At 70.5% G+C, this 26,441-nt stretch carries 25 protein-coding genes; 14 read left to right on the forward strand and 11 right to left on the reverse strand.

The genetic code is table 11. From position 1 onward, the window contains the following. Window positions 1–21 precede the first annotated feature (21 nt). Window positions 22–1,464 carry a Hint domain-containing protein gene (locus EPAKOI_RS05725; protein WP_423193224.1) on the forward strand — a complete coding sequence of 481 codons (1,443 nt, stop codon included), beginning with the start codon at window positions 22–24 and terminating at the stop codon, window positions 1,462–1,464. A gap of 189 nt (window positions 1,465–1,653) precedes the next feature. On the opposite strand, the gene EPAKOI_RS05730 is transcribed toward EPAKOI_RS05725, so the two are convergent. Further along, window positions 1,654–2,829, reverse strand: a complete 1,176-nt coding sequence (locus EPAKOI_RS05730; RefSeq protein ID WP_124684586.1) for a substrate-binding domain-containing protein — start codon at window positions 2,827–2,829, stop codon at window positions 1,654–1,656. 444 nt (window positions 2,830–3,273) lie between these two features. On the opposite strand from EPAKOI_RS05730, the gene EPAKOI_RS05735 reads away from it, so the two are divergent. Both EPAKOI_RS05735 and gspK read left to right on the forward strand, forming a co-directional pair. Then, the gene (locus tag EPAKOI_RS05735; RefSeq protein WP_423193225.1) at window positions 3,274–4,023 is read left to right on the forward strand and encodes a hypothetical protein; all 750 of its coding nucleotides are present in this window, start codon (window positions 3,274–3,276) and stop codon (window positions 4,021–4,023) included. After that, window positions 3,999–4,982: a type II secretion system minor pseudopilin GspK gene (gene gspK / locus EPAKOI_RS05740; RefSeq protein ID WP_423193226.1), complete on the forward strand. Its 984-nt coding sequence runs from the start codon at window positions 3,999–4,001 to the stop codon at window positions 4,980–4,982. Before EPAKOI_RS05735 ends, gspK begins: the two co-directional genes overlap by 25 nt. A 19-nt stretch (window positions 4,983–5,001) precedes the next feature. On the opposite strand, the gene EPAKOI_RS05745 is transcribed toward gspK, so the two are convergent. From EPAKOI_RS05745 to EPAKOI_RS05770, 6 genes are all read right to left on the reverse strand, one after another. After that, window positions 5,002–5,634, reverse strand: a complete 633-nt coding sequence (locus tag EPAKOI_RS05745; protein WP_423193227.1) for a PulJ/GspJ family protein — start codon at window positions 5,632–5,634, stop codon at window positions 5,002–5,004. Beyond that, window positions 5,631–5,999 carry a type II secretion system minor pseudopilin GspI gene (gspI, locus tag EPAKOI_RS05750; protein ID WP_423193228.1) on the reverse strand — a complete coding sequence of 123 codons (369 nt, stop codon included), beginning with the start codon at window positions 5,997–5,999 and terminating at the stop codon, window positions 5,631–5,633. Before gspI ends, EPAKOI_RS05745 begins: the two co-directional genes overlap by 4 nt. Beyond that, window positions 5,986–6,534, reverse strand: coding sequence for a GspH/FimT family pseudopilin (locus tag EPAKOI_RS05755; RefSeq protein WP_423193229.1), 549 nt, complete (start codon window positions 6,532–6,534; stop codon window positions 5,986–5,988). The genes gspI and EPAKOI_RS05755 overlap by 14 nt, the downstream gene beginning before the upstream one ends. After that, window positions 6,535–7,743 (reverse strand): type II secretion system inner membrane protein GspF, encoded by a 1,209-nt coding sequence (gene gspF / locus EPAKOI_RS05760; RefSeq protein ID WP_423193230.1) that lies wholly within the window; start codon window positions 7,741–7,743, stop codon window positions 6,535–6,537. 258 nt (window positions 7,744–8,001) lie between these two features. Beyond that, window positions 8,002–8,226, reverse strand: a complete 225-nt coding sequence (locus EPAKOI_RS05765) for a hypothetical protein (protein WP_172966067.1) — start codon at window positions 8,224–8,226, stop codon at window positions 8,002–8,004. 427 nt (window positions 8,227–8,653) lie between these two features. Continuing rightward, window positions 8,654–8,998 carry a hypothetical protein gene (locus EPAKOI_RS05770; RefSeq protein ID WP_423193231.1) on the reverse strand — a complete coding sequence of 115 codons (345 nt, stop codon included), beginning with the start codon at window positions 8,996–8,998 and terminating at the stop codon, window positions 8,654–8,656. Window positions 8,999–9,085: 87 nt separating this feature from the next. Between EPAKOI_RS05770 and EPAKOI_RS05775 the strand changes: the two genes are divergently transcribed. Genes EPAKOI_RS05775 through EPAKOI_RS05810 form a run of 8 tightly spaced genes read left to right on the forward strand, consistent with a single transcriptional unit; the run spans window position 9,086 to window position 17,596 of the window. Next, on the forward strand, window positions 9,086–10,000 hold the full coding sequence (locus EPAKOI_RS05775) for a peptidylprolyl isomerase (RefSeq protein ID WP_423193232.1): 915 nt from the start codon (window positions 9,086–9,088) through the stop codon (window positions 9,998–10,000). Window positions 10,001–10,035: 35 nt separating this feature from the next. After that, window positions 10,036–11,622, forward strand: coding sequence for a ShlB/FhaC/HecB family hemolysin secretion/activation protein (locus EPAKOI_RS05780; RefSeq protein WP_313839919.1), 1,587 nt, complete (start codon window positions 10,036–10,038; stop codon window positions 11,620–11,622). A gap of 32 nt (window positions 11,623–11,654) precedes the next feature. After that, window positions 11,655–13,562, forward strand: coding sequence for a DUF2341 domain-containing protein (locus EPAKOI_RS05785; RefSeq protein ID WP_423193233.1), 1,908 nt, complete (start codon window positions 11,655–11,657; stop codon window positions 13,560–13,562). Between the two features lie 25 nt (window positions 13,563–13,587). Next, the gene (locus EPAKOI_RS05790) at window positions 13,588–13,995 is read left to right on the forward strand and encodes an ExbD/TolR family protein (protein ID WP_124684574.1); all 408 of its coding nucleotides are present in this window, start codon (window positions 13,588–13,590) and stop codon (window positions 13,993–13,995) included. Window positions 13,996–13,998: 3 nt separating this feature from the next. Continuing rightward, window positions 13,999–14,679 (forward strand): energy transducer TonB, encoded by a 681-nt coding sequence (locus tag EPAKOI_RS05795; RefSeq protein WP_124684573.1) that lies wholly within the window; start codon window positions 13,999–14,001, stop codon window positions 14,677–14,679. Between the two features lie 33 nt (window positions 14,680–14,712). Continuing rightward, complete coding sequence (locus tag EPAKOI_RS05800; protein WP_423193234.1) at window positions 14,713–16,464, forward strand: putative porin; 1,752 nt, start codon at window positions 14,713–14,715, stop codon at window positions 16,462–16,464. Window positions 16,465–16,472: 8 nt separating this feature from the next. Next, window positions 16,473–17,129, forward strand: a complete 657-nt coding sequence (locus EPAKOI_RS05805; protein ID WP_423193235.1) for a DNA repair protein — start codon at window positions 16,473–16,475, stop codon at window positions 17,127–17,129. A 5-nt stretch (window positions 17,130–17,134) separates the two neighbouring features. After that, window positions 17,135–17,596: a YbjN domain-containing protein gene (locus EPAKOI_RS05810; protein ID WP_124685144.1), complete on the forward strand. Its 462-nt coding sequence runs from the start codon at window positions 17,135–17,137 to the stop codon at window positions 17,594–17,596. A gap of 37 nt (window positions 17,597–17,633) precedes the next feature. Here EPAKOI_RS05810 and EPAKOI_RS05815 read toward each other — a convergent pair whose 3' ends face one another. Both EPAKOI_RS05815 and EPAKOI_RS05820 read right to left on the reverse strand, forming a co-directional pair. Next, window positions 17,634–18,290, reverse strand: a complete 657-nt coding sequence (locus EPAKOI_RS05815; RefSeq protein ID WP_423193236.1) for a hypothetical protein — start codon at window positions 18,288–18,290, stop codon at window positions 17,634–17,636. Between the two features lie 200 nt (window positions 18,291–18,490). Further along, window positions 18,491–19,831: an SLC13 family permease gene (locus EPAKOI_RS05820; RefSeq protein ID WP_124684569.1), complete on the reverse strand. Its 1,341-nt coding sequence runs from the start codon at window positions 19,829–19,831 to the stop codon at window positions 18,491–18,493. Between the two features lie 407 nt (window positions 19,832–20,238). Here EPAKOI_RS05820 and EPAKOI_RS05825 point away from each other — a divergent pair, with 407 nt between their 5' ends. Continuing rightward, window positions 20,239–21,504 carry a TIGR03862 family flavoprotein gene (locus tag EPAKOI_RS05825; protein WP_423193237.1) on the forward strand — a complete coding sequence of 422 codons (1,266 nt, stop codon included), beginning with the start codon at window positions 20,239–20,241 and terminating at the stop codon, window positions 21,502–21,504. 19 nt (window positions 21,505–21,523) lie between these two features. On the opposite strand, the gene EPAKOI_RS05830 is transcribed toward EPAKOI_RS05825, so the two are convergent. Beyond that, window positions 21,524–22,255 (reverse strand): ABC transporter substrate-binding protein, encoded by a 732-nt coding sequence (locus EPAKOI_RS05830; protein ID WP_423193238.1) that lies wholly within the window; start codon window positions 22,253–22,255, stop codon window positions 21,524–21,526. A gap of 186 nt (window positions 22,256–22,441) precedes the next feature. Here EPAKOI_RS05830 and EPAKOI_RS05835 point away from each other — a divergent pair, with 186 nt between their 5' ends. After that, entirely contained in the window at window positions 22,442–22,861 is a 420-nt protein-coding gene (locus tag EPAKOI_RS05835) for a hypothetical protein (protein WP_423193239.1), read from the forward strand. Window positions 22,862–22,906: 45 nt separating this feature from the next. On the opposite strand, the gene EPAKOI_RS05840 is transcribed toward EPAKOI_RS05835, so the two are convergent. Continuing rightward, window positions 22,907–23,854 (reverse strand): 2OG-Fe(II) oxygenase, encoded by a 948-nt coding sequence (locus EPAKOI_RS05840; protein WP_124684566.1) that lies wholly within the window; start codon window positions 23,852–23,854, stop codon window positions 22,907–22,909. Between the two features lie 346 nt (window positions 23,855–24,200). Between EPAKOI_RS05840 and EPAKOI_RS05845 the strand changes: the two genes are divergently transcribed. Further along, window positions 24,201–26,420 carry an alkaline phosphatase family protein gene (locus EPAKOI_RS05845; protein ID WP_423193240.1) on the forward strand — a complete coding sequence of 740 codons (2,220 nt, stop codon included), beginning with the start codon at window positions 24,201–24,203 and terminating at the stop codon, window positions 26,418–26,420. Window positions 26,421–26,441: the final 21 nt, after the last annotated feature.

The raw sequence follows: 26,441 nt of genomic DNA on the forward strand, positions 1-26,441 counted from the left end.
TGAACGGACGAGGAGTTTGAAGTGGCGATCGATTTGATGCAGTACAACGGTGTCGAGATTCAGGCGGGAAACTACGCCTACCTGTTCAGCCCGCCCGTTGACAACGGCGACGGGACATGGACCTTGCCGGCCCAGAGCAATGACTACAGTGCCGACATTCCGCGCGAGATGGCCGGTGGCATCGAGCGGGGGCCCATCACGCTCACCATCACTGACGCGGGGAACGGAACCTACAACTTCAGCATCGATACCACCTATCTGAACGGCCCCATGGCCGGGCCGCAACACTACCTGCAGATGACCGGCGTTCGGGTGGTGGCGACCAGCGCCGATGCCATCGTGCTCGTCAACAACTTTGGCGAGTACATCCTGCTGACGACCGATGACATGTACGTCAATGAGGAAAACGGGCTGGGCTACATGCCGGCCAACACCGTGCTGGACAACGCAGGCCAGCCGGCTTTCGAGCCGCCTGCTCCCTGCTTTGCGGCGGGCACCCGGCTTGCGACGGTGGGTGGCACGATTGCAGTCGAAGCGCTGAAGGAAGGAGACGTCGTGCTGACGGCTGCCGGGCAGGCGCGCGAAGTACGGTGGATCGGCCACAGCCACGTGAACTGCGCCCGCCATCCGCGCCCCTGGGAAGTCTTGCCGATCCGCATCAAGGCGCATGCGTTTGCCGACGGCCGCCCGGCGCGTGACCTGGTCGTGTCGCCCGGCCATGCGATCTATGTCGAAGGCGTGCTGATCCCGGCGGGCTTCCTGCTCAACGGCGCCACCATCGTGCAGGAAAGCGTGCAGACGGTGGACTACTACCACGTCGAACTCGATGCCCACGACGTGCTGCTGGCCGAAGACCTGCCGTGCGAAAGCTACCTCGATGACGGCAACCGCAACGCCTTTGCCAATGCTGGCCAGCACGCCGCGCTGCACGGCCGCCTGGATCCGCAAAGCTGGGAGAACGCCTGCGCCCCGTGCGTGATGGCGGGCCCGCAACTGGTGGAGGTGCGCCACATGCTGCTGGACTGCGCCATCGCGCTTGGCTACCGGCGCGAGACCGACGCGGACCTGCACCTGACGGTGGAAGGCGCCCGCATGCAGTCACTGCACGGCCATGGCCAGCGCCAGTGGTTCGTCGTCCCGGCCGGCACCGGCGAGGTGGCGCTGGCCTCGCGCAGCGGCGTGCTGGCACAGTTGTTCGCCGACGCGCAGGACGGGCGCGAGCTGGGCGTGTGCATCAGCGAGGTGCGTGTGAACGGCCAACCGCTGCCGCTGGACGGCGATGCGTTCGCGCAGGGGTTCTATCCGCTGGAGACGCAGGGCGCCACGCCGTGGCGCTGGACGAACGGCAACGCCCGGCTGGCGCTGCCGGCCAGCGATGCACCGGCCATGATCGAGATCACCACCGTCATGCAGATGGTGTCGTGGCAGGCGCCGGCGCTGCATGTCGCGCGCATGGCCGCCTGACGCCTGGCTGCCCTCTCCCGCACGGCGGGGGAGGGCGGGGGTGGGGCGGGGGTGGGGCGAAAGACCCGCCTTTCGGCCGCGATTCCGGCCCTGGTTCACACGATAAGAAAAACCCCGCCACGCCTTGCGGTGCGCGGGGTTCTTGCCGTTGGCAGGCGCCCCCGTGCGGAGGCGCCTGCCGTCAGACCATCAGCGACCGGCCTTGCCAGCGCAGGCGGTGGCGTTGCCGATGTTCAGGTTCAGCGAGTTGTTGTTGGCCAGCAGGTTGCCACGGATGGCGTCGACAATCGCGGTCGGCAGCGGTGCGAAGCCGTTGCCGTTGATGCGATTGACCTGAGCCGACGTGTAGTTCGTGTGCGCATCCAGGAACGCCAGGATCTTGCTCCGGACGTTCGCATCGGCGTAGCACTGAACGTGGTCGAGGAACGTGAAACCGACGATCGGGTAGCCCGAGGCGGGGTTCGCCACGGTCGGCGCCCAGCTTGCCGGCAGGGCCAGGTTCGCGCCCAGCGTGGCCGTCGACAGGCCAGCCGTGGTGTTGGCGGCGGTCGGGGTGTACGACACGCCGTTGTTCTTGTTGGTCAGACGCGCAGCCGGCAGGTTCTTGGTCGCAACCGTCGACGAAGGGGCCAGGGTGGCATTGATGTAGTCCGGGCTCAGGTAGCCGATGGCGTTGCCCAGCGAATCTACGGCGTCGCGCACGCCGCCGCTGCCCGTGGCGGCCGAGAAGTTGCTCGGCACGCCGCCCGGGAAGTTGTTGGCGAACGTGGTGCCGGCCGTGAAGGCCACGTTGGAGTTGCCCGAGGTGCCCGTGGTGCAGACCGCAGCCAGGTGGCGCGTCAGGATTTCCGTCGTGCCGCTGCTGTCGCCGCGATACACGACCTTGATGGCCGTGCCGGCCGGGAAGCCTGCGTTGATGGCGTTCCAGTCGTTGATCTTGCCCGAGAAGATGCCGCAAAGCTGGTCGGTGCTCAGCGTCAGGTTCGCCAGGCCGTTCTTGAACGGAATGCCGACGGCCGTGGCCACGGACGGCATTTGCACCAGCGGGCCGGCGGCGGCGGTGTTGAAGTTGCTGATTTCGGTCGACGACAGCACCGAGTCGCTGCCGGCAAAGTGCACGACGGTGTCGTTGCGGCCGGTGGCGGTGTTGAAGGCGGCCGGGTTGTTCGTCAGCAGGGCCGTCTTGCCGGCGCCGCTACCCGTGGAGGCGTACGAGTAATCGGCCGGGAACTGCTGGATTTCCTGCTTGTACAGGAATTCGGGCAGCGTGGCGCCACCACCGACGACGGTCTGGGCCATGACGGCGGTCGCCGAGAAAGCGGCGGCCGCGCAAGCGGCCTGGATCAGTGCGTGCTTCAGTTTCACAGTGCAACTCCCTGTTGGGTGGAAAGCATGGAATGGATGACATGCATGACTGGTGAAGCCGCGGGTGACGCTGCTGTGGCGTCATGCCCGCAGACGGCATTCTTGGCAACAGCGATGAAAGCCCACGGATGGCACTGTGAAGAGATGACGAAACTGGCTCATGCCATTTCGTTATGTTGACGCGCGCCGGCCGGCCCTGCGGAGCATGAGGCGGACGGCGGACGAAGGCGGGGTGCGCCGGATGCGGGGGGCGCGGCCCCTGTATGACCGGAGCGGGGCGGATGTGTTTCGCGATATTCGCAGATTCGGTCACGGCCGCGCAAATCCTGCTTTGTAACGTGGCACACATCGCCGGCCACGACGCCCGCGAGCACAACAACTGCATTCCGGCTTCGACTCAGGGGAGCGGCTGTGGCCCATCGACGTTTCGACAGGCACACGCCCATGAAACTCGCATTGCATCCGGTAGACGCGCGCATGATCTCGGTCCAGGCCTATCTCGACGAGTACGGCGCCCGGGCCCTGCAGGGGGAGGCCCCGCAGCCGCGCTGCCCGCTGTGCCACCGCGCGCTGTTGCTGATCGGCGCGCTCAGTACCCGCATTCGCCCGCGCTTCAGCCATGGCGCGAACTGCCGCCTGCCGTGCCCGCTGGTGCGGCACGGCGACCTGCCCGACGGGCTGCGGATCGACCCGTCGCCGGACGTCCACGTGTCGGTGGCCCAGCGCCACGCCTATGTCTCGCGCTGGGAATGGCATCTGCAGCGGATGCGGCGTGACGACCTGCTGCCATCGATGCCGGTCGAGCGCTTCCTGTCGCTGGCCGAACTGGCCAAGCAGGGCGGGCTCTGGCGCCAGGCCGGGCTGCACCCGGCGCTGGTGCCGTACCTGCAACTGGCGATGGCGGGCTTCCTGCCCGGCGAACGCGGCACGCGGCATGGCGGCAGTTCCGTGCGGTTCTGGTTCGACGGATCGGCCGGCAGCGTGGCGGACGTGCAGGCGCTGCGCGACCCCGCGCCGCGCTTCTACAAGGCGTACTACGCCCGGCCGCGCCTGGCCACGGTGCCGTCGCAGCACCACATGTTCCACCTGGAGGAGGTAGCGCTGGACCTGGGCTTCCTGGCCGGGCCGCGCCCCGGGATGCCGGCCGCCGATGTCGAGGCGTGCTGGGCGTGGCTGTCCGGACGGGGATCGTGATGCCGCGCCAGCGCGGTGCGGCCGTGGTCACGGCGCTGCTGGTGGTGGCGCTGTGCGTGACGCTGGTGACGACGATGTTCGTGCAGCAGCAGGCGTCCACGCGCGCCGTGGAATCGCGCCGGCTGCGGGCGCAGGGCGAGGCCATGCAGGACGCGATCACGGCGTGGGCGGTGGCCGTCGTGCAGGAAAGCGGCACGCAGTCGTCGATTGATCATCTGCGCCAGCGCTGGGCCGAGCCACGGCCGCCGGCGCCGCTGGCGGCGTGGATCGGCGCGGCGGCGGCATCGCATGCCACGCTGTCCGGCGCCGGGGACATCGAGGTAGGCGCCGAGATCGAGGATGCGCAGGGGCGCTTCAACCTGATGACGCTGGTCACGGCCGCCAGCCTGTCCGAGCCGCCCGGCGTGAGCGCCGTGGGCGTGCAGGCGTACCGGCGGTTGCTGGCGTCGCTGTCGCTCGACACCAGCCTGGCGGCGCCGACGGCGGACTACATCCTGCGCACACTGCGTCCCGACGGCCCGCTGCCGCTGCTGCGCGCCGCGGACCTGCGCGCCGTGCGGGGCTATACGCCGCAGGCGGTCGCCCGGCTGGCGCCGTTCGTCGTGGCGCTGCCCGAGCCGACGTCGCTGAACATCAATACGGCCGGGCCGGAACTGCTGGCGGCGTTCGTGCCGGGGCTGACGGTGTCGCAGGCCAGCACGCTGATTGCCGATCGCGATCGTGCCTACTGGCGCGGCGTGAGCGACCTGTCGCTGCGGGCGGCGGCGATGACGCCGGCGGGCGGCGAACTCCAGGGCCTGATGCTGGACGCGGGCAGCCACTACTTCATCGTGCATGGAACGGTACGCAGCGGGCGCGCCGTGCGCCGCGTGCAGGCGCTGTTGTACCGCAGCGGCATCGGCGTGGCGGTGCGCACGCGCGTGCTCTGGGTGCGCGAGCCGGACGACGCGGCGCCATGACGCCCGCCCCGGCACCGGCCTAGCGCTGCGCCGCCGCGATGACGCGCCGGTAGGCGCTCGGCGGCGCGCCCGCCAGGACGACGACCTCGATGCCGCCCACGGCGTTGCGCGGCTGCGTGGGCGCGGTGCCGGGCGGGGCGGCCGGGGGCTTGCGCTCGCCATCGGTGGCGGCCCAGCCGCGCCGCGCGCCATCGGACAGCCAGCCGCGCACCTGCATGCCGGCGGCGCGGCCGACCAGCGCCTGCCGCTCGACCGGCGCGGCCGACAGGGCGGCGCGTGCCTCGGCACGGCTGGCCAGCGGCGGCGACAGTTCGCGCCAGAGTACGCCCTCGGCGCTGCGGTAGCGCACGGCCTGCCAGCGCGGCGGACCCTCGCCATCGGCGCTGCCGTCCGCGCGGCGCACGATGCGGAGTTGCGTGGCGTCGAAGGCGATGGCGTGGGCGCCGAGGTCGGCGTCGGGCACCGCATCGGCCAGGTCGATGGCGAGCTGGTCGAACAGGCGGTCGGCCTCGCGCAGGTCGGTCATCGTGTCGACCACACCCTGCTGGCCGCGGATGATGCCGGTCAGCGCGCGATAGGACATCAGCGCCACGATGGCCAGCAGCGCCACGGCGATCACCATTTCGATCAACGTGAATCCGCGCGGCTTCATCGGGGCAGTACCTGGGCAAGCTGCGCCAGCCGCGTGCCGGCGTCGCCGGACCGGTAGACGGTTACGGTCACCAGCAGCAGGCGCGGGTCGCTGGTGGCCATCACGCTTTCCTCGCAGTCGAGCGCCACCGGGCCCTGGTCGCAGCCGAAACGGCGCGTGCCCGGCGCGGGCGGCGCGGCGGCCAGGCGCAGCTCGGCCAGCCGGTTCGCGGCGCTCCAGCCGGCCACGGTGCGGGCGCGCAGCGCGTCGCTGCTGTCGGCCATCATGCCGGCGGCGCGCATGCAGGCGCCCAGTGCCACGGCGACGATCACCAGCGCCACCAGCACCTCGATCATCGTGAAGCCGGCGCGGTCATTGCACGGCATAGCGGCCCGGCGCGAGGGTGACGATGCGTACCGTTGCGCCGTCGCGTTGCAGCAGGATGTCGAGCGTCGGCTCCACGGCCTCGCGCCCGAACAGGATGCGGGCGCCGCCGCTCTGCACCGGCGCACCGGGCTGCGACACCTGCAGCGCGGCCAGCGGCGTGCCCCAGGAACCGGGCATGAGCGTGTCGTCGCGCAGCGGCAGCCAGCGCGAGCCGTCGCGGATCAGGAACCGCCACGACCGCGCATCGGCTTCCCAGGCAATCGGCGCGCCGCGCAGCCGGGCCTCGTCGTGCGCGCCCTGCATCAGCCAGATCAGCCGCTGCGCTTGCTGCGCCAGTAGCTGGCCGGGACTGGGCTGGGCGTTGACGGCCACCATGCCGCTGACCACGCCGACGATCACGATGACCACCAGCAGTTCCAGCAGCGTGAACCCGCGCGGACGCCGGGCGCGGCTTTTCCCGGTGGCCGACGTCGGCATCGTGGCCGCGCCCGCCGGGCTGGCCGTCCACGTCAGGGCGTTACGCAGGCGGCCCATCTAGCGCACCATCTGGTTGATTTCGAGGATCGGCATCAGCACGGCCAGTACGATCATCAGCACCATCAGCCCCATGCCCAGGATCAGCGCGGGTTCCAGCAGGCCGGTGATGAACATGGTGCGCCGCTCAAGCTGGCTGGCTTCGCCCTGCGCGGCGCGCTCCAGCATGTCGGGCAGATTGCCGGTGGCCTCGCCGGAACGGATCAGGTGGATCAGCACGGGCGGGAACCGGTTGGTCACGGCCAGTGCGCGGGCCAGCGACGTGCCTTCGCGCACGCGCGAGATGGCGTCTTCGACCGTGGCGCGCAGCGCGACGTTGTTCAACGTCTCGCCGGCGGCCTGCAGCGCGCGCAGGATCGGCACGCCGGCGCTGGTCAGGATGGCCAGCGTGCTGGCAAAGCGCGCGGTGTTGTAGCCGCTCACGAGCTTGCCCAGCAGCGGGGCGGTCAACAGCCAGACGTGCCAGCGATGGCGCGGCCCGGGCTGCGCGAGGAAGCGCCGCACGGTCCAACCCAGCGCCACCACGCCCAGCGCGGCGGCCCAGCCCCATTCGCGCGCGAAATCGCTGCAGGCCAGCATGATTTCGGTGATCAGCGGCAGCTTCTGCCTGGTGGTGGTGAACACGCCCACCACCTGCGGGACCACGTAGGTCAGCAGGAACACGACGATGCCGAACGCCACCACGGTGACCACGGCCGGGTACGTGAAGGCGAGCTTGATCTTCTGCGTGAGCGCGTTGCGGCTTTCCACGTAGTCGGCCAGCCGGTTCAGCACCAGGTGCAGCTTGCCGCTGTGCTCGCCGGCGGACACCAGCGCGCGGTAGATGTCCGGGAAGTCGCGCGGATGCTGCTGCAGCGCGCTGGACAGCGACTGGCCGCCCACCACGTCGGCCCGGATGGCGCTCAACAACTGCCGCATGTAGCTGCGTTCGGCCTGGTCGGCCAGCGCGGCCAGCGCCTCGTTGAGCGGCAGCCCGGCGGTCAGCAGGCTCGACAGCTGCCGCGTGAAGAGGGCCTGCTCCTGCGCGCCGAGCCGGGGCGAGAACAGGGTCATCTGCTGCCCGGCCGCCGTGGCCAGCGGCAGCACCTTGAGCGGCGTCAGCCCCCGCGTGCGCAACTGGCCGCGCGCGGCCTTGCTGCCCTCGGCGTCCAGCACGCCGCGATGCACCTTCCCCCCCAGATCGACAGCTTCATAGCGGAATGCGGGCACGCTGGGCTCCTGGTTGGTCGGGGCGGCTAACCCCACCAACATATCGGCCCACTGCGGCACAACCGTGGCGGCAAAGGGGCAGGTTTTGCCATCGAACCATCACGCACGGCGCGGGCGCGAACGCCGGGCCACAAAATATTCCAATTGCGTGCGAAAGAAATGTCAGGAATCTGAGACATTGCCCCCCGTGCCGGGGGTTGGCCGCCGGGGCCGGGGAGGGGACGGCCGCCAGGGGATTGGCGGCGCGGGGCGTGCCGTTCAGTTGCTGCCGAAGTCGCCGGGCAGCGTGCCCTGGTCTGCCAGGTTTGCCTTGCTTTCGGCCAGCAGCGTCATCACTTCCCGCCACCATGCGGCCGACACCAGGTAGGCGTGCGGCCGTTGGTGCCGGATGACCAGTACCGGCTGTTCCTGCGCGGCCTCAAGGGCCCTCGACGGGTTAGAACTGAACTTCGTCACGTTCATGACCCATTGGTTTTCCGTCATTTGCATTTATCCCTTTTATTGCGACGAAACAGGCGACTGCCGGGCTGACCGGCAGGAGCAAGGGGGGTCCGTGAAGATGGAATGGCCGCTTGGCTAGCCGTGACAAAGCGCGTCCGCTGCAAGCGTGCGGGCGCGTTGGCTGCGTATGGTTGGAATGGCGGCTCAGACGCGAAAAATGGACTGCCTCGCGCTCCCTGGCCGTGCACGCCTTGCGAGACGTGAGCGCTTCATCAAACTGCCTCCCGGTAAAGCGCTCGGTGCGTGCAAGGGGCCAGGTCGCAGTCGATGCTATGTGAGGTCCGTGTCGGAATCGTTACACGATCTGGACATTCATTGCCATTTTCATTACCCAATTGCCGGCGGCGTCCGGTGGCGCTGGCGTTGCGTGGCACCAGTCCCCACCGACGAAGGGGAGGGCATTGTTACGTTATCGGCGGGGCCCCACGGCGGGCATGAACGTCACCCGTTCGGGTGGCCGCTGCGCCTGCGCCGACGTGCCGAAGGTGTTGCCCATGCGGTTGGCCGTGGCCGAATAGTTGAACAGGCCGAGCTGGTTCGATGGGCGGCCGGCCGCCTGCTCGCCCGGCGTCGCGGCGTCGGGCGGGCGCTGCGCCTGCACCCCGCGCGCCAGCCGCTCGTTCAGGCAATCGAGCGCTGGCGCGCGTTGTCCATTGACTTCGACGCTGACGCACGCAGCGCCGTGTTGCGCGTCGGCAATCTGCCCAGATTCCGCAACAACCACGTCACCGTGCGCCGCAAGAATCGCCGCCATTGCAAATCCCAGAAGTTTTTTCAACGCTGTGCTCCGTGGTAAAGGCCAGGACCGTCGTTGAGCGAACGCTACCGGAGGCTCCTTGCCATGCGCAAGCTGCAGTTGAGACATATTCGCGTTGGCGTGGCGTTCCACGCCGGCACCGCCGTGCTGTGTGCCGCGCTGGCAACGTCCGCGATGGGCGCCGACAAGGTGGTGGCGCGCAGCGGCAGTGCCACTGTGACCCAGGACGAGCTGGAAACGTTCCTGCGCGGCCTGGACGCCCCCGCGCGCCAGCGCCTTGCAGCCGACAAGGCACTGCTGGAGCGGCTGGTGCAGGGCCGCCTGGCGCAGAAGACCGTGCTGGCCGAAGCCGAGGCCAAGGGCTGGGCGAAGAAGCCTGACGTGGCCGCCATGGCGCGCGACGCCGGCCAGCAGGTGGTGGTGCGCAGCTATCTGGAATCGATCTCGCAGGCGCCGCAGGGCTACCCGTCCGACGCTGAGCTGCAGGCCGCCTACGACGCCAACAAGGCGGCATTCACGGCGCCGAAGGCGTGGCACATCGCGCAGATCTTCGTGGCGGCCACCGGCGACGACGCGGCCGTGACCAAGGCGCGCAAGGATGCCGACGACCTGGCCCGGCAGGCGCGTGGTGGCGACTTTGCCGCGCTGGCCCGGGCCCGCTCGCAGGAGCCGCGCTCGGCCGCCAGCGGCGGCGACACCGGCTGGGTATCCGAGGCCGAGATGATTCCCGAGATCCGCGCGGCGGTGGCTGGCATGAAGCCGGGCGCGGTGTCCGATCCGGTGCGCACGCCCAACGGCTTCCATGTGCTGAAGCTGCTGGAGGTGCGCGAGGCGGGCCTGCGTCCGCTGGCCGAGGTGCGCGACCGGCTGCGCGCCACCATGCGCCAGCAGTACGAGGCCGACGCCGCCCAGCAGTACCTGCGGCAGCAGGTCAGCGCGCAGGGCGCCAACGCCATCGACAAGGCCGCGCTGGACAGCGTGATTTCCGCCGTGCGCTGACAGCGCCCGCATCCACAAAGAGGGCAGGTATGGAAATGTCCCGGCAACACGGGATCGGGGAGCGCTCGCGCCTGTCGCGTGCGGCGATGCTGCTGATCATGCTGGCGCACGCCGGCGCCGCCGCCGCGCAGGCCGCGCCGGCCCGCTTCGACGTCAACGAGTACGTGGTGCGCGGCAACACGGTGCTCGATGCCGTGGAGATCGAGACGTCGATCGAGCCGTTCCTGGGCCCCGACCGTTCCGTCGACGACGTCCAGGCCGCGCGCGCCGCGCTGGAAAAGCGCTATCAGGACCGCGGCTACCAGTCCGTCGTGGTGGAACTGCCCGAGCAGCGCGTGACCGGCGGCGTGGTGGTGTTGCAGGTGGTGGAAACCCGCGTGGGCCGGCTGCGCGTGGTGGGTGCCGAGCATTACTCGCCCGCCATGGTGCGTGACGCCGTCCCGTCGCTGGCCGAAGGCGGCGTGCCGGACTTCAACGCCGCGCAGCAGCAGCTCACGAGCCTGAACACCACGCCCAACCGGCAGGTGGTGCCGATGGTGCGGCCGGGGTCGCTGCCGCAGACGGTCGATGTCGAACTGAAGGTGGAAGACCACAACCCGCTAGGCGGCAGCGTGTCGCTGAACAACGACCACAGCGTCGATACCCACGCGCTGCGGGCGTCGGCCACGCTGAGCCACGACAACCTCTGGCAGCGCGGCCACCAGGCGTCGGTCACGTTCTTTGGCGCCCCGCAGGCGCTCAGCGAGGCGCGGGTCTGGTCGTTCAGCTACCTGGCGCCGTTCCGGAACTCGCCGTTCAGCGTGCAGGCCACCGGCTATACGTCGGACAGCAACGTGGCAACGGTGGGCGGCACCAGCGTGCTCGGCAACGGCTACGCGGTGGGGCTGCAGGGCAACTACGCGCTGCCGCAGACCGGTGACTGGACCGGCTCGGTCGGGCTGGGGTTCGATTTCAAGGACCTCAAGGAAAAGGTCTCGCTGGGCGGCAGCAGCTCGGACGTGCCGATCCACTACGTGCCGATGACGCTGTCGTTCAACGGCTACCGCTTCAGCGAGCGCTCGCAGAGCGCACTGGCGCTGTCCGCGGTGATGGGCACCGGCATCGGCAGCGGCGCGCAGGACTTTGGCGCCAAGCGCTACCGCGCGTCGCCCGATTTCATGTACCTGAAGGCCGATGGCTCGCACACGCAGACGCTCGGCAGCGGCGCGCAGCTCTACGCGCGCGGCGCGGCGCAGGTCTCGTCGGGGCCGCTGGTATCGAGCGAGCAGTTCGCGGCCGGCGGCGCCACCAGCGTGCGCGGCTATTACTCGGCCGAGGCCACGTCCGACAACGGCGTGCTGGGCTCGCTGGAGGTGCGATCACCGTCGTACGCGGACTGGCTCTGGGCCGGCGTGGACGAATGGCGCGTCTACGGCTTCCTGGACGCCGCCACGCTGCGCCTGAAAGACCCGCTGCCCGAACAGCGCCGCAGCTACACGCTGCTGGGCGTGGGCTTTGGCACCAGCTTCCGGATGTACCGCGCGGTCACCGGCAAGCTCGATTTCGGCTGGCCGCTGCGCGACGCGCAACGGACCGAAGCCGGCTCCCTGACCGTCAATTTCAATGTCCGCGCCAATTTCTGATGCGCCCGCAAGGTGCGCGACGGAGCCCTGTCATGCGTAAACTGCTTCTCTCCCTGGCCCTCGCCGCCGGCCTGCTGCCGCAGGCGGCGCAAGCGTGGTGGCAACAGGAATGGTCCTACCGCAAGCCCGTTTCGGTCGATACCACGCCGAACGGCGCCAACATCGCCGAACCGCTCGGGCGCGTGCCGGTGCTGGTGCGGCTGCATGCGGGCAACTTCCAGTTCGACGGCGTGCACGAGAAGGGCGCCGACCTGCGCTTCGTGGCCGCCGACGACAAGACGCCGCTTGCCGCCCAGGTCGAACAGTTCGACCCGCTGCTCGGCATGGCGCTGGTGTGGGTCGACGTGCCGGCCGTGGCCGGCGGTGCGCGCCAGGACCTGTGGATGTACTACGGCAACCAGAAGGCCACGCCGGGTGGTGGCGCCGCGTCGCCGTTCGATGCCGACTACACGGCCGTCTACCACTTCGATGGCGCGTCGGGCACGGCACCGGCCGATGCCACCGCGTACCACAACAACGCCCAGGGCGGCGTGGCGGTGGGCGAGGGGCTGATCGGCCAGGCGGCGAAGCTCGACGGCAAGCAGGGCATGGCGCTGCCTGCCAGCGAATCGCTGAAGGTTGGCCCGGGCGGCGCGCTGACGATGGGCGCCTGGATCCGCACCGACGCCAATGCCAGCGGCGCGCTGTTCGTGCGGCGTGACGCCGGCAATGCACTGGTCGTGGGGCTGGCCAATGGCGTGCCGTACGTGCGGCTGGGGGCGCAGCAGGCCGCCGCGCAGCAGGCCATCGGCGCGCAGCAGTGGACCCACGTGGCCGTCGCGGCCGGCAACGGCGAGATCGCGCTGCTGGTCAACGGCAAGGAAACCGCGAAGCTGGCGGCGGCGCTGCCGGCGCTGACCGGCCCGGCCACGGTGGGCGCCGATCCGTCCGGCGACCAGCCCGCCCTGGTGGCGGACGTCGACGAACTGCGCGTCTCGCGCGTGCGCCGGCCCACGGCGCTGCTGGCCGCCGAGGCGGCCATGCAGGGCAGCGAGTCGAAGCTGGTGGCCTACGGGCCCGACGAGAAGCAGGCCGGCGGCGGCTTTGGCGAGATCGGCTTCATCCTGACAAACGTGCCGGTCGATGCCTGGGTCGTGATCGGCCTGCTGGCGATCATGTCGGTGCTGTCGTGGTGGGTGACCTATACCAAGGCAACCTATGTGGGCCGGGTGTCGCGCGCCAATGACGCCTTCATGGAGCAGTTCCGCAAGATCGGCCACCGGCTCGAAGCGCTGGCCGAGGCGATACCGGCCAACGCGGCGCTGGAGCGCACGATGCGCGATTCGAGCCTGTACCGCCTGTACCAGGTGGCGGTGAACGAACTGCGCACCCGGCGCCAGCAGGAGGGCACGCAGACCGTGACCACCGAGACGATCGAGGCGATCCGCGCATCGATGGACGCCACCCGGGTGCGCGAGAACCAGCGGCTGAACCGCGGGCTGGTGCTGCTGACGATCTCGATCTCGGGCGGCCCGTACCTGGGCCTGCTGGGCACGGTGGTCGGCATCATCCTGGTGTTCGCGGCCGTGGCGCTGGCCGGCGAGGTCAACATCAACGCGATCGCACCCGGCATTGCCGCCGCGCTGGTGGCCACGGTGGTGGGCCTGTTCGTCGCCATCCCGGCGCTGTTTTCCTACAACTACCTGCTCACGCGCAACAAGAACGTCAGCGCCGACATGGACGTGTTCGTCGACGAGTTCGTGACGCGGCTGGCCGAGCTGCACGCGATGCCCGAGACGCTGCTGGCCGAGGCCGGCGCCGATGCCGGCGCGCACATGGATCGCTTCGTGGCCGAGCTGATGCGCCGCTTTGCCGAGGCGGGCCTGGTGCCGGCGCAGCGCGGCGGCGGCAGCGTGGGCCTGTCACCGGCCGCGCCGGCCGACGGGCGCGGCAACGTCTGAGCCGCACGGACCAAGGAGAACCGCCATGGCCGCCGCGCATGACGACGACAAGCCCTACGACGACATCAACATCACGCCGCTGCTGGACCTGGCGTTCGTGCTGCTGATCATCTTCATCCTGATGACCACGGCCGCCGTGCAGGGCATCAAGGTGGACCTGCCCAAGGCCAGCGCATCGGCCAGCCTGTCCGAGCAGAAGGTCAAGGCCATCACGGTGTCGGATTCCGGCCAGGTCTACCTGGACGCGATGCCCGTGACGCTGCCCGAGCTGGAAGACCGCCTGCGCTCGCAGCGCGCGCTGACGCCCGATTTTCCGGTGATCGTCAAGGGCGACGCTGGCGTGCAGTACCGCAAGGTGGTGGAAGTGCTGGACCTGCTGCGCCGGCTGGAACTGCAGCAGGTGGGCCTGGTGACCGGCAAGCAGAGCAACTAGGCCATGGATTCGCACCCGTCCCCAGCCGCCCGCAGACGCCGGGCCGCCCTGGCCGCGCTGGCACTGGCCGTGGTGGCGCTGGTTGGCTGGCTGGTCTGGCAATGGTCGGCGGACAAGGCCGCCGCGCGCCGCGAGGCACCGCGCCTGCCGCCGATGGTGGCGCTGCCGCCCCCGCCGCCACCGCCCCCGCCGCCGCCCGAACAGAAGCCGCCCGAGGTGAAGGAGCGCATGCAGGCGCCCGAGCCAAAGCCCATGGAGCCGGCCAAGCCGGCCGAGGCGCCCAAGCCCGCCAACGACGCACCCGAGAGCGTGACGATGAACGCGGATGCCCAGGCCGGCGCCGGGGGCATCCAGATCGGCAGCGGTGGCGGCATGGGCGGTGGGGGCAGCGGCGGCGGCCGTGCCGGCAACGCGACGTACGGCCAGTACCTGGCCTACGCGCTGCAGCGCGCGGTGCAACGCGACCCGGCGACCGCGCGGCTGGCCTATCCGCAACTGCTGCTGCACCTGTGGCTCGACGATGGCGGACGCATCACCCGCGTGGAGCTGGTGCGCTCCAGCGGCGATGCGAAGACCGACGAGGCCCTGCTGGCGGCGTTGCGCGCCGTGGGCCAGGTCGACGAGAAGCCGCCCGCGGGACTGACCTTTCCGGCGCGCGTCGCGATGCAGGCGCGGCGCCCTTGACGACATGGACATTCGGATCATGAGGAGAAAGCAATGAACCAGGCAATGCGCGTGCGCCGGCCTGTACTGCAACCGCTGGCGGCAGCGCTGCTGCTGGCCATGTGCGGCCAGCCGGCGTGGGCCCAGGCCGCGGCCGGCGCGCCATCGGGCGACGTCACGCAGAACCTGATCCGCATCCTGGTGATGCGCGGGACGCTGACCAGGGATGAGGGCGACGCGCTGCTGGCCCAGGCCCGCGCCGCCGCGCAGCCGCCGACTGGCGGCGGCACGGCGCTGGCCGCGGGTGGCGTGGCGGGCGTGGCCGGTGCGGCGGTGGCGCAACCGGGCGACGTGCGCGTGCCGTACGTATCGCCCCGCGTGCGCGCGGAGATCCGCGACGAGGTCAAGCAGGAAGTCATCGCGCAGGCCAGGGCGGAAAACTGGGCGCAGCCCAACACGTTCCCGGACTGGGTGTCGCGCATCACGGTATCGGGCGACGTGCGCGTGCGCTACCAGGCCAACCTGTACGGCAGCGGCAACGCGCCGGCCGTGGACTACGCGGCCATCAACGCGAACGGCCCGGTCAACATGAACAACGCCAGCGGTGTGCTGCCGCCGCTGCTGAACACCACCGAGGACCAGAACGACCTGTTCCGCATCCGCGCCCGGCTGGGCGTGACCGCGGCAATCTCGGACGATCTCACGGCGGGCATCCGGCTGGGCACGGGCAGCAGCAACGGGCCGGTGTCGACCACGCAGACGCTGGGCGGCGGGTTTGCCAAGAAGAGCATCTGGCTGGACCAGGCCTACCTGGACTACCGCTTCACCGAAGCCTTCCGCGTCACGGCCGGCCGCTTCGGCAACCCGTTCTATTCGCTCGACAACGCGGACCTGCTGTTCGCCAACGACCTGAACTTCGATGGCATCGCCGGCCGCTGGCTCAAGCCGGTGGGCAATCGCGGCGTCACGGCGTTCGTGACCGGCGGCGTATTCCCGGTCAACTACGGCGCCGACAACTTCCCGGAGAACAGCCCGGAGAAGGACAGCCACGCGAGCTGGCTGTTCGCGCTGCAGGCCGGCGCCGAGGGCAAGCTGGGCGCGGACCGCGTCAAGGGCGCCATCGCCTACTACCACTTCACCGGCATGCGCGGGGCGTTCTCGTCGCCGTGCCTGACGTCGGCGCCTTCCTGCGACACCGACAACACGCGCCCGGCTTTCATGCAGAAGGGCAACACGGTGTTCGGGCTGCGCAACAACGTGCCGGTCAACGTCGACGACACGTCGAACCCGCAGTTCTTTGGCCTGACGCAGAATTTCCGTCCGCTGAACCTGACCGCGCAGTGGGACACCCAGGTCTTCAGGCTGCCGTTCAGCCTGCAGGCCAGCTACGTGCGCAACCTGGCGTACGACAAGGACCGCGCGTTCCAGGACCCGCGCGCGTACCCGGCCAACCACTACGAGGGCGTGGACGGGGCCACGCCGGTGGCCGAGTACAAGGACAAGTGGCGCAGCGGCCCGAACGGCTACCTGCTGCGCGCGATCTTCGGCAACCAGACGATCTCCGCGCGGGGCCAGTGGAACTTCCTGCTCGGCTACAAGTACCTGCCGCCGGACGCCGTGCCGGATGGCTTCACCGACCCGGACTTCCGCCTGGGCGGGACCAACGCCAAGGGCTATTTCCTGGGCGCCGCCTATGGCATCGACAAGCACGCCTGGCTGCAGGCCCGCTGGCTGAGCGGCCGCGAGGTCTACGGCGATCCGCTGGCCATCAACGTGCTGATGCTGGAATTGAACGCCAAGTTCTGAGGAACATCATGGGACCCATCCAGAAGACGGCATGGTGCGCGGTGCTCTGCGCGATACCGGTGGCGGCGCTCGCGCAGGCGCAGGGCTCGCTGGAAGACCGGCTGCGCACGCAGCTGCGCACGCTGAACGCGCAGAACCAGCAGCTCCAGGCGGAGAAATCGACGATGCATGCCGCGCTGCGCGGGGCCGAGGCCGACCGCGATGCCGCGCGCAAGGAACTGGCCGGGCTGCGCGGCGATCTTGACGCGGCGCGCCAGCGCGCGCAGGGCCTGGCCGCGCGGCAGCGCCAGGTGGAAGAGGGCGCCGCCGCCCAGGCGCGGGCCGCCGACGAGAAGCGCGAGGCATCGCAGCAGGCCGCGCGCACGTTGCAGCAGCAACTGACCGCGACCACGCAGGAACGCGGCAAGCTCGCCGATGCGCTGCGCGAGCGCGACGCGCAGCTCCAGGCGTGCGGCACCCGCAACGCGAACCTGCTGGCCACGGGCAAGGAGATCCTGGCCGCGTACGAGCGTTTTGACATCGCCGACGCCGTGGCGCTGCGCCAGCCGCTGGCGGCCGGCATGCGCGTGCGGCTGGAGAACGCGGCGCAGGACTACGGCGACCGCCTGCACGAGAACCGATTCGATCCGCGGGCCGCCACGGGCGTGCCCGCCTCCACGCAATGACGACCATGACCGATACCACCAGTCCCACGGACCTGCTGTCCGCCATCGACGCCGACACGCTGGCCGACGCAATCCGCGCCGCCGGCTGCGCGGTGACCACCGCCGAACGCGACGGCCACGTCCATCTGCACAGCGCCAGCCATGGCGTGGGGTTCCAGGTGCTCTGGGGCAATGCCGTGGCGGACGGCCAGTACGCCGACTTCACGCTCAGTTGCGCGTTGCGCGTGGCCGGCGGCGAGATGCCGCGCGACGTGCTCGATGGCTGGCATCGCGGCAAGCGTTTTGCCCGGCTGGCGACGCATGGCGAACTGATCGTGCTGGAGATGGATGTGACGCTGTACGACGGCGTCAGCCGCGCGCACGTGGCGTCGATGCTGCGGCTGTGGGTGATGATGACCGGCGAGTTCCTGCTGCACCTGCGCAGTGCGTCCGACAGCCAGCCGGCGTCCGTGCCGGCGGAGGCGTAACCCGGCCGCGCGCCGGCCCGGTGTCCGGGCTCAGGCGTCAGGCGTCGGTGCGCTCGCCGAGGAACAGCATGCCGCCGGCGTCGGTACGGCAGACGGCCAGCAGGCGCGGGCCAAAGCCGAGGCATTCGCCGGTCAACGCCTTGCCGCCGGGCAGGCAGTGGCGGGGGCCGGAGACGCGCAGCGAGACGGCAGACGAGAGCGGGTACGCGCGCGGCTGGCGTGCCGCCGCGGCATCGGACAACTGGCCGGACACGGCGCAGTTGCCCGGTACGCGGGTGGCGATCCGGCCCGCCTCGTCAATGCTGACGTCGATCGTGCCGGCCTCGCCCTGCGCATGCACGGTGCCGCGCCAGACGCCCGCGAGCCGCGCCCGCGCGTCTGGCGCTGGCGCGTCGCGGCCCAGCGTCCAGCGCTGCGTTTCATGGTGTGCGTGGCCATCGTCGCCACGCGCCAGCCGGATCTCCACCGCCTGCGCGGTCCGCGCCACGGTCACGGTCACCTTGCGCACCGTGCCTTCGAATGGCTGGTACTCGGTGCCGTGCCCGTCCGGGCCGATATCGACAAAACCGGCCGGCATGCCGGGCTGGCCGCCATAGGCCAGCAGGCCGTGCCCGGTGGATCCATGGAACACGGCGATGGCGGTGCCGTCGCGCGTATAGATGTCGGACGACATGGAGCCGGCAGAGGTGTGCACGTCGTTCTCGGTGGACTTGGGGTGTCGGGATGCAGCGGTCTTCGACAATTCCATACCAATATGACGCGCGACGCGAGATAGGGTTGACACCAATGCGGACCGGCCGTACCCAGCGGTTGCCGAATCAACGGGGGCCGGGGTGCCCCTCGCATTCAGCCATACACTGCCGCGCCGATGTGTCCGGCATGTGAAGCCCGGCCTCAGACCACCACGAACGCGAACCAGAGCACCACTGGCGCCACGATGGTCACCAGCGCGCCGTAGACCATCAGCTTGCGGAAGAACGCGTGCCGGTCCACGCCCTGCGCGTTGGCCAGCACCAGGGCGCCGTTGGTGGAGAACGGGCTGACGTCGACGATGGTCGACGAGACGGCCATGGCGGCGATGAAGCCGATGGCGCTGACATCGGACCCCTGCTGCAGGAACGGCACGGCCAGCGGGATCAGCGACCCCAACACGGCCGTGGACGATGCGAACGCCGAGACCACGGCGCCGACGAAGCACAGCAGCAGCGCGGCCATCAGCGGCGACGCCAGCCCGGCCACGCTGTGGCCGACAAAGGCGATGGTGCCCATCTTCTCCATCACGCCCACGTAGGTGCTGACGCCCACGATCAGCATGATCTCGGGCCACGACACCTGCGTCAGCGCCGCCTTCTGCAGGTTGGGCGACACCAGTGTCAGCAGCACGGCAATGGACAGCGACACAAAGCCGATATCGAGCTTGAAGTACAGCGTCAGCACGGCCAGCGCCACCAGGCCCAGCACGGTCAGGTACTGGTACGGCGTGCCGGGCTGCTCGGCCTCGGCGCGCGCGGCCGTGGCCGAAGGGCCCAGCGGGTCTGCCATGCCGGCCGTCGCCACGCGCGCCTGGAACGGCGGGTCGATGGCGGCCACGCCGGGGCCGGCCGCAACCGTGCGCGGCAGCGCCGGGGCGCGCAGCAGCCGCATGCCGCCCAGCGCCACGAACAGGCCCAGCGCCACCAGCAGGTTCACGCCCAGGCTGGCAAAGGCCGTGGCCATCTCGTTGAGCGGCAGCCCGGCTTTCTCGACGATCTTGTTCGTGATGCCGCCATAGATGCTGATCGGCGAGAAGCCGCCGCCCTGCGCGCCGTGCACGACCATCAGCCCCATCATCAGCGGGTTGATGTTGTACTTGGCCGCAAAGCCCAGCGCGATGGGCGCGATGATGGCCACGGCGGCGGGGCTCACGGCGCCCACCGACGTCAGCACCGCCGCGATGCCGAACATGATCCACGGGATGGCGGCGATGCGCCCGCCCACGGCCCGCACGGCCTGCCGCACCAGCCAGTCGATGGTGCCGTTGTTCTGCGCCACCGCGAACAGGTAGGTGATGCCCACCAGCGTCAGGAACAGGTCGGCCGGGAATCCCGCCAGGATGCTCTTGGCCGGCATGGCGCCGAGCAGGGTGCCGACCAGGAAGGCGCCGACGAATGCCAGCGCCCCCATGTTGACCGGCAGGACGGTGGCGATCACGAACATCAGCCCGAGGACCGAAATGGAAACAATGTGCTGCAGCATGGCCTGCTCCCTGGCAGGGCAGCCGTTGCGGCTGCCGCCATCGATGGACAGTTGGAAAGGATGGGGCTGGCCGGCGGGCGCCGGCCGGGGGCTACCGGGCGTGGTGGTGCGGGCGCACGCGGCGGGGGAATGGCTTGGGCATGGTGTCTCCGGATGTTGTCTTGGCCGCCGCGGTGGGCCGGGCGCGCGCTTTGTCGTTGGCTAGAAGATAGGGAAGCGCGCCGCCGGTATCAATTAAGGTGCGTTCCGGACCATTACGGTCAGCGAAAGCATCGGCCCGGTGCCAGCGCCCGCCGTGCCGCACAGAGGGCCTGGCCGGCACCCGGCGGGCGGCGGGCGCATATAATGCGCCGGCTTGCCGCCTGCCGGGCGGCCGTCCGCCTTTTTCATCGCCCGTCCGCCTGCCCATGTCCGCTGCCGCCTCTTCCGATCCTGTCCGCCTGCCTGGCGCCGTCGTCATCGGCGGCGGGCCGGCCGGGCTCATGGCGGCCGAGCAACTGGCCGCGCGCGGCGTGGCGGTGGACGTCTACGACGCCATGCCGTCGGTGGGACGCAAGTTCCTGATGGCCGGCAAGGGCGGCATGAACATCACCCACTCGGAGCCGGCCGACGCCTTCGTGGCCCGCTACGGCGCCCGCGCGGACCGCATCGGGCCGCTGCTGGACGACTTTGGCGCCGACGCGCTGCGGGCCTGGGTCCACGACCTCGGCATCGACACCTTCGTCGGCAGCTCGGGCCGCGTCTTTCCCACCGAGATGAAGGCCGCGCCGCTGCTGCGCGCGTGGCTGCACCGGCTGCGCGAGTCCGGCGTGCGCGTGCATGTGCGGCACCGCTGGACCGGCTTCACGCCGGGCGCCGATGGCTGGCACGGCCTGCGCTTCGCCACGCGCGACGGCGAGACCCACGTGGCCGCGCGCGCCGTGGTGCTGGCGCTGGGCGGGGGTAGCTGGGCGCGGCTGGGGTCCGATGGCGCGTGGATGCCGCTGCTGGCGGCGCGCGGCGTCGACGTGGCGCCGCTGCGGCCGGCCAACTGCGGCTTCGACGTGGCGTGGAGCCCGCTGTTCCGCAGCGAGCATGCGGGCGATCCGGTCAAGGCCGTGGCGATCGGCGTGACGGCGCCCGATGGCACCGTCTGGCATCGGCAAGGGGAATTCGTGATCAGCGAGACCGGCATCGAAGGCAGCCTGGTCTACGCGCTGTCCGCGCCGATCCGCGACCAGATCGACGCGCAGGGGCTGGCGACGATCACGCTGGACCTGGCGCCGGGACGCACGGCCGCGCAGGTGGCCGCCGAAGTGGCCCGGCCGCGTGGCGCGCGCTCGGTGTCCAGCCATCTGCAGAGCCGGCTCGGCATCACGGGCGTCAAGGCGCGGCTGCTGCGCGAGGTGCTGTCCAAGGAAGCGATGCACGACCCCGTGGCGCTGGCGGCGGCCATCAAGGCGCTGCCGCTGCAACTGCTGCGCGCGCGGCCGATCGACGAGGTCATCAGCACGGCCGGCGGCGTCCGCTTCGAGGCGATGGACGACCGCCTGATGCTGGACGCGCTGCCCGGCGTGTTCTGCGCCGGCGAGATGCTGGACTGGGAGGCCCCCACCGGCGGCTACCTGCTGACGGCCTGCCTGGCCAGCGGACGCACCGCCGGGCTGGGCGCGGCGGCCTACCTCGGGGCCTGACGGCCCGCGCCGGGCACGCTCACTCGCCGGCCGGCGCCACGTTGGCGCCCGCGATGCCGTGCCGCTGCAGCGCCTGGGCGACCTTGCCGGACGCCTTCATCGCTTCCACGAATGCCGACAGGTACGCGGCCGCCGCCTCGCCGCGCGCCCGGTTCACGCCCATCGCCTGGCGGATCACCATGAAGCGCTCGTCCAGCAGGCGCAGGCCGCTCATGCCGGCCGTATCGGCCTGGAGCTGCTGCTTGACGCCGGCGGCCACGTCGAGGCCGCCATCGAGGAACGTCCGCACCACCGCCTGCGACGACGGCGCGCGCACGATTTCCGCGTGCTGCAGCTCGCGCGTCAGGTACAGGTCGTAGGCGCTGCCCTGGCCGACCACCACGCGCCGGCCGGGCTGGTCGACATCGGCGTTGTGGCGCACCGGCGAGGCGTCGCGCACCAGGTAGTAGCCTTCGATCAGCACGTACGGCGGCGTGAACGCAATGGTGGCGCCGCGCTTGGGATCGATGGCGAAGAAGCCGATGTCCGCCTGGCCGCTGGTCACCACGTCCACCGACTTGCCGGCCGTCTCCACCACCACCAGTTCCAGCGGCACACCCAGTTGCCCGGCCAGCGCCGTGGCCAGGTCCACCGACACCCCGCCCGCGCCGCCGTCCTTGCGGTGGGCCAGTACCGGGTTGCCGAGGTTGATCGACGCGCGCAGCACGCCGGTGGGCGCAAAGGCGTCGAGAAGGGTCTTGTCAGCCGTCATGGAGGCTCCTCTGGTGGCGATGGAATGGCGCCGGGCCGTGTGACGTGCCGGCCGCCGCCGCGACATTGTAGGCCGTGGCCGCGCCGTGCGCGCCGGCGGGGGTTGGCCTTTGGGCCAATGGAGCGGGCGGGGCATTGGGCACTAGAGTGCTTCGCATCGAACGCGCCGTGCGAACAGGAGGCACCGATGATCCGGCCCATGCGCCACACCGTCGTCCCCGGCCTGGCCGCGCTGTGGCTGGCCGGCTGCAACACGGCCCCGATTCCACCGGGCAAGAACGTGCCGATCCAGGCCGCGCTGGACGCCATCACGCGCGACATGTGCGCGTTCCAGCAGCAGTTTGCGCAGGCGCCGCAGGGGCGCGGCGTGGGCGTGGATACCTACACCGTCGAGCTGGTGCTGACCGTGGACGCGGCCCGGCAGCCGCCCGTGGCCGTGGCGCCCGACATCGCGTTCATGCCGACCGTGACCTACGGCAACACGCTGATGATGGCCAAGGACAGCCGGCTGGTGGTCACGTTCCGGAACACGGGGCAGGGCGGCGCGGGGCCCTGTCCACCCGCGCCGCCGCAGCCCGGCACCCCGGCGCCGCAGCCGCCCGGCTGAAGCGGCACGGCCACGGCCGGCTGGCCGGCCAGCGTGGTGCCAGCCCTACATCGACGCGGCGCGCGCGTCGTCGGCGGCGGACACGAAGCGCCGCTGCCGCATCCACTTGGTCGCCACCCATTTCTCGCCGCGCACCACCGCGGCCGCCGCATGCAGCGTGCGGCCGTCCAGCTGGCCGCCGTCGTCGCAATACTCGAAATAGAGCGCGTTGCCCTTGCGCGGCAACACCGACAGGCCGATCTCTGGAAACACGGTCTCGCCGCCTTCGGGCACGTCGTTCAGGTAGATCACCATCGTGCTCACGCGCTGGCCGCTGCGCGCGATGGACGCCTGGTTCGACGGGTTGTCCGGCATCAGGAAGTCGAAGTGCGGGCGGCTCTGGGCGCCGGGGCCGTAGTGCAGCACCTGCAGGCCCTCGCCGTGTTCCACGGGCATCCGCATCAGCGCGGCGACGCGCGCATCGATCGTCGCCAGCAGCGGCGACTCCGCCAGCCGGAAGAACATGCCCTGGCTGCTGCGGTCGGGGCTGACCACGTGTTCGCCGGTGCGCGGGTCCACCAGCGTCGACGGCGCCAGGCGCGGGCGCGCCGCCGCCACCAGCGCGTCGCATTCGGCCGGCGTCAGTACCGCTTCCAGCACCGCCACCACGGGCCGGTCCGTGCGCGACAGCACGTGCACGGCACGGTCCCCGCCATCGAGCACCGCCGTGCGCGGCAGCCGGGCCGCGCCGGGCGCCGGGGGCGTCCGCTCGATCGTGACGAAGCCTTCGGGCATCGGCAGCCCGTCGCGCAGCACGCGGTCGAACGCCTGCACGAGCTGGCCGGCCACGGCCGGGTCAAAGCGCTGCCCGACCAGCGCGGCGGTGATCTCGGCCGGCGGGCCGCCGCGCCGCAGCGCATCGACGATCCAGTCGCGCAGCTCGGGCGAGAAATGGACCTTGGCAAGCTGGCGGGGCGGGTTGGAGGACGGGGCAGGGGTGGCTGGGGCTTGCATGGGCGGTTGTCACACGGGGCGCCGCCAGGCGGGCGCGGCGCCAAGTATCCAGCCCCGGTCGGGCGCGTGGCAACAACGTATCCACTTTGTATCAGGATCGGTGTGGTTGAAATGTCCTGTAACCAGGCGGCCGACGGCGTGCATGAAACGGTCACATTGGATTCCTAGCATCGGGGCCGCTGCACTGGTCGGGAAGGGCGTACGCGCTGGCCCCGGCCGCGAAGGCGTCCGGCGCAGGCGGCCCCACCCGCCACCCCAAGGCGACGGCATCGGCTTCGGTGCGGCATCCCACTAGATCCAGCGCGTCCAACCATAACGATCGCGCGTGTCCTGGCGAGCCCCATCCATGCACCCTAAACACTCCACCTTCGTCCCCTTGCTCACCGCGCTGGCGGCAGCCGCGCTGCTGGCCGCCTGCGGCGGTGACGATTCCTCCGGCACCACCACCGGCAACACCGGCGGCAGCGGCGGCACGGGCAACACCGGCGGCAACACCCCCACCCAGACCGTCAGCGGCGTGGTGGGTGGCGCAGCCGTCAAGAACCCCACCGGCTTTGCCAGCTCGTCGGCATCGGGCGTCGACTACGCCAAGAGCACCACGGGCGACGCCGTCGACCAGTCGTTCGTGCCGGTCACGTACGCCAACGCCACGGTCTGCGCCGACGCCAACGGCAATGGCGTCTGCGATGCCGGCGAGGCCAGCGCGCGCACCGATGCCAGCGGCCGCTTCACGCTGACCACGCCGCCGGCGAGCCTGGTGGCCGTGGTGGACACCGACGCCACCTACAACGACCCGGCCACCGGCGCCACCAAGGTGGCCGCCAAGATGGTGCTGCGCAGCGCCGCCGCGCAGGCCGCCGACGGCGCCAGCGTGACCATCAGCCCGCTGTCGACCGAGGTGGTGCGGCTGACCGAGTCGGAGTCGATGACCTACGCCGATGCCCGCACCGCTATCGCCGGCCGCCTGAGCCTGACCGGCGGCACCGCCGACGTGACCGTCAAGGCCGACGACGTCGTGGCGCAGCCGTCCGCCGTGGCCGACGCCGCCGCGGCACGCGCGCTGCTGGTGGAAGACAACACGCTGGCCACCCGCTACGCGCTGGCATCGAAGATCCTGGACCGTGGCTTCGTCAGCGACAGCGCCACCGACCCGGTGACCACGCTGAAGTCGGCCCAGGAGGCCGCGTTCAACCCCGAGGGCATCCCGCGCTACGACCACCTGTTCGTGGTGATCTTCGAGAACCACAGCAACCAGACGATCGACAACCCGGCCTACCCGAACTTCTACAAGTACCTGCACACCGAAGGCAACAAGGCGGCCAACTACTTCTCCACCGGCAACCCCAGCGAGCCGAACTACATCTCGCTGGCCAGCGCCGACGACTGGGGCGTGGCCGACGACAATGCGTGGAACTGCCTGCCCGCCGGCGACACGGCCAACCAGCCGACCGACACGTTCGTGCCGCTGAACGCCTGCAACGCCGACACGAAGGTGCACAACCTCAAGGGCCGCCGCAACATGTTCACGGCCATGTACAACGCCGGCATGAGCACGCGCGTCTACAGCGAGTCGATGAACCCCGGCCAGGACCCGCGCAAGGACGGCGTGGCCAACGCCGCCATCACCGGCGTGAACCCCACGTCGGGCGTCACCGAAGCCATGCCGGCCGGCCTGTACAAGACCAAGCACCACCCGGCCGTGAACTTTGACGAGGTGCGCAACCGTCCGGACTTCTTCAAGAACCTGGCGCGCTCGATGGGCGGCGGCGAGTGGGATGCGTCGATCGCGTCGTACGCGTCGGCCAACGGCATCAAGTGGAACACGCACCAGTTCGAGGACGACCTCAAGAGCGGCGACATCGGCGCGCTGAACTACGTGGTGCCCGACCAGTGCGACGACATCCACGGCGTGGGCCCGTGCGCGTCGACCAACATCGCGCGCGGCGACGCGTACGCCAAGTACATGGTGGACGCGATCCAGGCGTCGCCGGTCTGGAAGAACACCAACCGCCGCACGGCCATCGTCATGCTGTTCGACGAAGGGTCGAGCTTCTTCGGCAGCTCGTCGTGCTGCGGCTGGAACGTGGGCGGCGGCGCCACCAGCGGCGCGCCGCTGGGCGAGGGCATCACCTCGGCCGTGCCGCGCTACAACGGCGGCAACAAGGGCGACGGCCCGACGATCTTCGCGGTGCTGACGAACCAGCCGGGCGCGCCGAAGCAGGTGGTGGACTCCGACGCCTACAGCCACTTCTCGTTCGTGCGCACGATGCAGGACATGTTCGGGCTGGCCGATCCGGGCGTGGCCACGTCGTACATGAACCGGTCGAAGTACACCGAGCAGTACATCGCCGACAACCTCGCCAACCTGGCCGAGTACTCGGGCAGCGCCAACACGCACTTCGACTCGGTGCGGCCGATGAACCACAAGTACGTGGTCAAGGCGGGCGACCTGCAATCGGGCGGCAGCGTGGCCGGCGGCAGCGGCAGCGGGTCGGTGGGCACGGGCAACAACACGGCCACGGGGCCGGATGCCTCGCAGACCAGCATCTGGGCCATCAAGTCCTGATGGCGTCGCGGCAGCCGCCCA

Origin of the sequence: Cupriavidus sp. H18C2, from assembly GCF_049393795.1 — a bacterium.
GTDB lineage: Bacteria > Pseudomonadota > Gammaproteobacteria > Burkholderiales > Burkholderiaceae > Cupriavidus > Cupriavidus pauculus_C.